The organism is Archangium sp. (assembly GCF_036388035.1).
GTDB lineage: Bacteria > Myxococcota > Myxococcia > Myxococcales > Myxococcaceae > Archangium.
On the sequence record NZ_DASVSO010001003.1, the window covers coordinates 1 to 4,751 of the forward strand.

The following is a 4,751-nucleotide window of genomic DNA, read 5'->3' on the forward strand; positions in this document are numbered from 1 at the left end:
CGATGCGCCAGGCAAGGGGAAGAAGGCCGGGAGCAAGGAGGATGGGTCCTGGTACAAGAAGCTCTGGAAGTGAGCCGCGAGCCCTTCCTCATCCCGCGTCGTGGCCACCGTCCGCTGCGGGCGGTGGCTGTGCGTCCGAGGGGACGGTTCCCCCGTCTCGCCGTGGGCTGTAGTCGAATACGGAGGAGACGCCGGGCTCGGCCCTGATCCATCGGCCCCCATCATCGGGGGCTTCCAGCTCGATAGGGCCTTCAGGTTGGTCACCGATGAGTCGCCGCAGGACGCGGCCGTCTGTGCTGATGGCGTACTTCGCGCCTGAATGCCGCACCGGGTATTGGCGACCGCAGTATACGAAGTTCTCGTGAATATAGACGAAGATGATTCTACCCTGGCGGATGACCCGATAGGACTGTGCCTCTCTCCTGTCCGCACAAGGTAAATCCCCGGCGTTTGTGGGAAGGTAGTCATTAAATGCGATGACGAGGGCTCGGAGCATTTCGCCGTCTAATTCGTACATCTCATCCTGCACCCCAACCGCGACAGGAATACGTTCATAGAATCGTGGAAATTTAATAGAGCTGTCGTCCTCCACTGGCACACGATGAGGAAGAAGGCTCCGTAAATAACCACACCCCATGAGCGTGACGGCGAGCACGAGAGCAATTCTCTGTACCTTGCGCATGTTATTCCCTCGTGATGACGAACTCCGTGGCGTTGATCCATCTGACCATTCCAGCCTTCTCCTTCCGCCAATCTCCCTCTTCGTTGAGCCACTTCAGCAACTCTCGGGTTGCCGGGATGTATTGGTAGAAGCCATCACAGGTGGGGTGCTGTGCATCCTTTGAGTTCGAAAAAAACGCGATGACAGCGAGAGGAATCTTTCTGTTCCCCACCTCTGCTTCCAGCCCGTGTGCATTGGCCATGGCTGCGGCAAGATGTATATCTTTGCCAGAGAGCTCGCTTGTGAAGGGATGGTTGTGGAGAAGGAAGATGTATTTGATACTACTCGGTGTGTACCGGGGGTCGTCTACGTTCGTGGGGAGCAGGCAGCTTGCTTCCCCTTTCAGTGCGCTGCCCGGCTCTGGCACGTCGGTCAACATGCTCAATTCGTACTTGTGCTCTGGCGTGTAGTAGAGCCAGGCGCAGTATTCGGTGGAGACTCGCAGGGCCAGCTCTGGGTCTCTCTGCTGGAGGTGGGCGACGGTGGCGTTCGGTTTCGAGAGGAGCAGCGGGCAGGCGGCTTGGAGTGCGTCCGAAAAAGAATCGAACGAGCCGAAGTTCTTCAGGGGCCCCGGGATGCTGTCCGGCTTCTCGTCGGACGTAGGCCGCCAGACGTGAGGGTCATCGAGGCGCTTGGCTGTCGAGCACCCCAGGGCGACCAGGAGCGGGATGAGAAGCAGCCGAGTCATGGTCGCTCGCAGCGTAGCACAGCGTATGGATCAGGGCGCCACCTCCCACTCCTGGCACCTTGTCCAGCGGGTCTACGTGCGCGGTAACCTGCGGCTCCGCGTTACAGCTTGTCTTCGCTCTGGGGAACGCCGGGCAGGGTCCGCTTCTGCACCTGGGCGATGATGTCCCCGGCGAACCGCTCGCTGAAGCCGGTGATGAAGGCCAGCGTCATGTAGAAGTAGATCTCCTTGCCGGTGGGGATCTGCACCGGCAGCAGGTTCGCGTTGAAGAGGGTGTAGCTGAACAGGGCGAAGAACATCCCGATGATGGGCTTGAAGAAGCCGAAGAGCACCAGGACGCCGGGCTTGACGTTGGTGCGAGCGTCGAAGTCCTGGAGCCGGACCATGATGCTGGTGACGCTCCCGAGCGCCCCGATGATGGTGATGAGGACGAGATCCTCGATGCTCATCGTCCCCTCCCCGGAGGTGCGCCCGCCCCAGTGCATCAGCTTCGGCATCACCCACAGGGCCAGCGGTGCGGCGCAGTACGCGAAGAGGCCGAGCCCTATCACCACCAGGATGGACGGCGACTCCTTCTGCCACAGGGACAACCGCAGCGGGGACGTCTTCTCCCGGAGGGCCTTCTGCAGTACGCCCTTGAGCTCCTGGGCATAGGTGAAGTTCGGCTTCTTGCCCAGCAACGCCCGCACGGCCGAGCGCAGCAGTTGGAGCCGATCAGGGCCGAGGTGCTCCAGCGTGCCGGGGATGAGCGTCACCAGCGCCGCGAGCTCCTGCTGGAGCTCCTTCGAGACCTCTCCCGACAGGGCCTGGTCCACCCGGGCGGCCAGCTCCGCGCCCAGCGCCTCGGCGAGCTCGGCGCCGCCCTGGGCCGGCTGTCCCTGCTCGAAGGGGTTGGTGTGTGCATCCGAGACCACGAGGGTGTTCGCCGCCGGCGGCAGCGTGGCGAGCCCCTCAGCCGCCTTCTGGACGGCGCTCGCGTCGTCCTTCGGCTCGTTCGGGCCTGACACACTGCCGACGGTGAGATCGTTCGCGGTGCTCATGGGACGATGCTAGCACCGGGCGGTGACGGTCGAGGAGCCGGGGGCCTTCGATGGAGCCCTCCGGGGCTGCTCCTTCAGTGCGACGAGGCTTGAAGGTGCTCGACTGGCAGCTCGGCGGTCCTTCCCAGGTCGATGTACGTCCGCATCATCAAGCGCGTCTGATCTCCCACCTTGGTGAAGTGGACCTTCAGGTAGGTCTCCAGGTCGAAGGGCGCGAGCTGGGCGGCGATGGGCAGCAGCAGCTTGAGGAGCGCGGGGCGCAGCAGCGGGAGGAGGGCGGAGGGGTTTGCCTGCGTGCGCCAGGCGGCGATTTCCACCGCCTCCCTCATGGCGTGATGGACCCGCTCCAGGGAGTCGCGCTGGAGGAAGCGCTCGAAGCTCCAGCCCGCCGCTTCCAACCCCTCCACGAAGACAGTCAGCACCGCGGAGGGCATCGCCACGGTCCGCGCCACGTCGCGGTCGCGCCGGGCCGGATACCCGCCGGCCCGCAGCGTCCGGATGACCCGCTGGAGCCGCTCGGGGGATCCGCTGAAGAGCCCCTGGGCCAGCGGAGGCATCCAGAACGCCGTGCCCGGCCTCGACAGCCGGTCTCCTGGCTTCAGGGGCGCGTGGAAGCTGAGGAAGGGAATCATGCCGGAGACGAGCCGCTCGGCCGGAACCCATTGCAGGAGCCATTCGCGGTCATCGAGCGCGGGCTGGAGCATCACCCAGGTGGCCTCTCCCGTGGCCCGGGCGAGCTCGCCCACCCAGTTGCCGGAGCGAAGCGCCGTCGAGGAGACACACAGCCAGACCTGGTCCCACGGCCGGGCCGCGACCTCCTGGACCGAGGTGTGGACGCCGAAGCCGGAGAGCGCCACCGGCTCCGGATCCTTCTCGAGGATGCCGAGCTCATAGAGGGTGTAGCCCCGCTGGGCCTCCTGCGCGTACTTCTCCTTCACCAGGAAGGAGACGTCGCACCCGGCCGCCTGGAGATACCTCCCAAACACCTGACCTACTGCACCCGCACCGACCAGCAGGACTCGGGGATTCGTGCTCATGGGCATGCACGTTAGCGCGCCTGCTCGTCCTCCATCTTGTCCAACCACAGGTCCTCGAAGCGCACCTGGGGGGGCGTCTGGTGCAGCCGCAGTCCCTGCACCCGGCCGCTCGTCGCCGCGTACACGCGGGGGTGGAAGAGGGGGATGATGGGGCAGTCCTGGTAGGCGAGCCTCTCCGCCCGCAGGTAGAGCTGCTTGCGCTGCTCCGGGTCGATGGTGACGCGCGCCTCCGCCGTGAGCCTGTCCAGCTCCGCGTTGCGGTAGCTCAGGGGGTACACCCCCTGCGCCTGGGAGCTCAGCAGGAAGTGCAGGAAGTTGTCCGGGTCCGGGAAGTCGGCGACCCAGTGCAACCGGAAGACGGGCAGGCGTCCCTCGCGCCGCCGCTCCGCGAACTCCTCCGCGCTCACCTCCATGTGCCGCAGCTCCACCAGCCCGGCCTCCACCAGCGGACGGAAGAGGACGTCATCCTCCGCCGAGGTGTTGCGTCCCAACGTCTGGTACAGCGTCACGGGGATGCGCCGCACTCCGGCCTCGCGCAGCAGGCGCTCGGACAGGTCCAGGTCCAGGCGGGGCTCGGGCAGCCCCGCGGTGTCCAGCAGCTCCGGCGGTGTCAGCGTCCTGGCCAGGCGCGCCCCCGCGTGGAAGCCGTTCACCAGCCCCTGGAGGTCCAGTCCCGCACGAAGGGCCTGGCGCACCCGCACGTCATTATAGGGGGCCTCGCGCAGGTTGAAGCCCAGCAGCGACGTGGTGGGCGTGGTGCCTGGCACCACTTGCAGCAGCCCCTCCTGTTCGAGGAGCTCCACGTGGGTGGCGTGCAGGTACGAGACGAGGTCCACCTTCCCCTCGCGCAGCGCGGTGATGGACTCCTCGCGTGACCCATGGATGTGGAACTCGAGCCGGTCCAACAGCGGCTGCTCGCGGCGCCAATAGGTGGGGTTGCGCTCGAGCACGATGTGCGTCGGCCCGAAGTCCACCGGCATGAAGGGACCGGTGCCCTGGAGCTGGCCCCGTGCGTCCAGCCGGGCCACCGCCGTGGGCGTCTGCGCCATCAGCTGGAGGAAGAAGGCCTTGGGCTCCTCCAGCCGGATGTCGAGCGTCAGGTCGTCCGGCGCCTCGATGCCCGTCACCTCGCGCGCCTTGCCCTCCACGAAGGCCTTGGCGCCCTCCACGTCCTCCAGCAGGCCCCGCTCGGGCGACTGCACCGTCGGGTCCAGCAGCCGCTCGAAGTGGCGCTTCACGTCGCGCGCCGTCAGGGGCTGCCCGTC

At 66.1% G+C, this 4,751-nt stretch carries 5 protein-coding genes; all 5 read right to left on the bottom strand.

The window, feature by feature from the left end:
- Positions 1-88: 88 nt before the first annotated feature.
- On the bottom strand, positions 89-682 hold the full coding sequence (locus VF697_RS41435) for a hypothetical protein (RefSeq protein ID WP_331104009.1): 594 nt from the start codon (positions 680-682) through the stop codon (positions 89-91).
- Position 683: 1 nt separating this feature from the next.
- On the bottom strand, positions 684-1,409 hold the full coding sequence (locus VF697_RS41440; RefSeq protein WP_331104011.1) for a hypothetical protein: 726 nt from the start codon (positions 1,407-1,409) through the stop codon (positions 684-686).
- Positions 1,410-1,510: 101 nt separating this feature from the next.
- Positions 1,511-2,449, bottom strand: a complete 939-nt coding sequence (locus tag VF697_RS41445) for a hypothetical protein (RefSeq protein ID WP_331104013.1) — start codon at positions 2,447-2,449, stop codon at positions 1,511-1,513.
- A 74-nt stretch (positions 2,450-2,523) separates the two neighbouring features.
- The gene (locus VF697_RS41450) at positions 2,524-3,486 is read right to left on the bottom strand and encodes a ketopantoate reductase family protein (RefSeq protein WP_331104016.1); all 963 of its coding nucleotides are present in this window, start codon (positions 3,484-3,486) and stop codon (positions 2,524-2,526) included.
- Positions 3,487-3,497: 11 nt separating this feature from the next.
- Positions 3,498-4,751, bottom strand: a 1,254-nt coding sequence (locus VF697_RS41455; protein ID WP_331104018.1) for an ABC transporter substrate-binding protein, incomplete at its 5' end; no start/stop codon positions are given.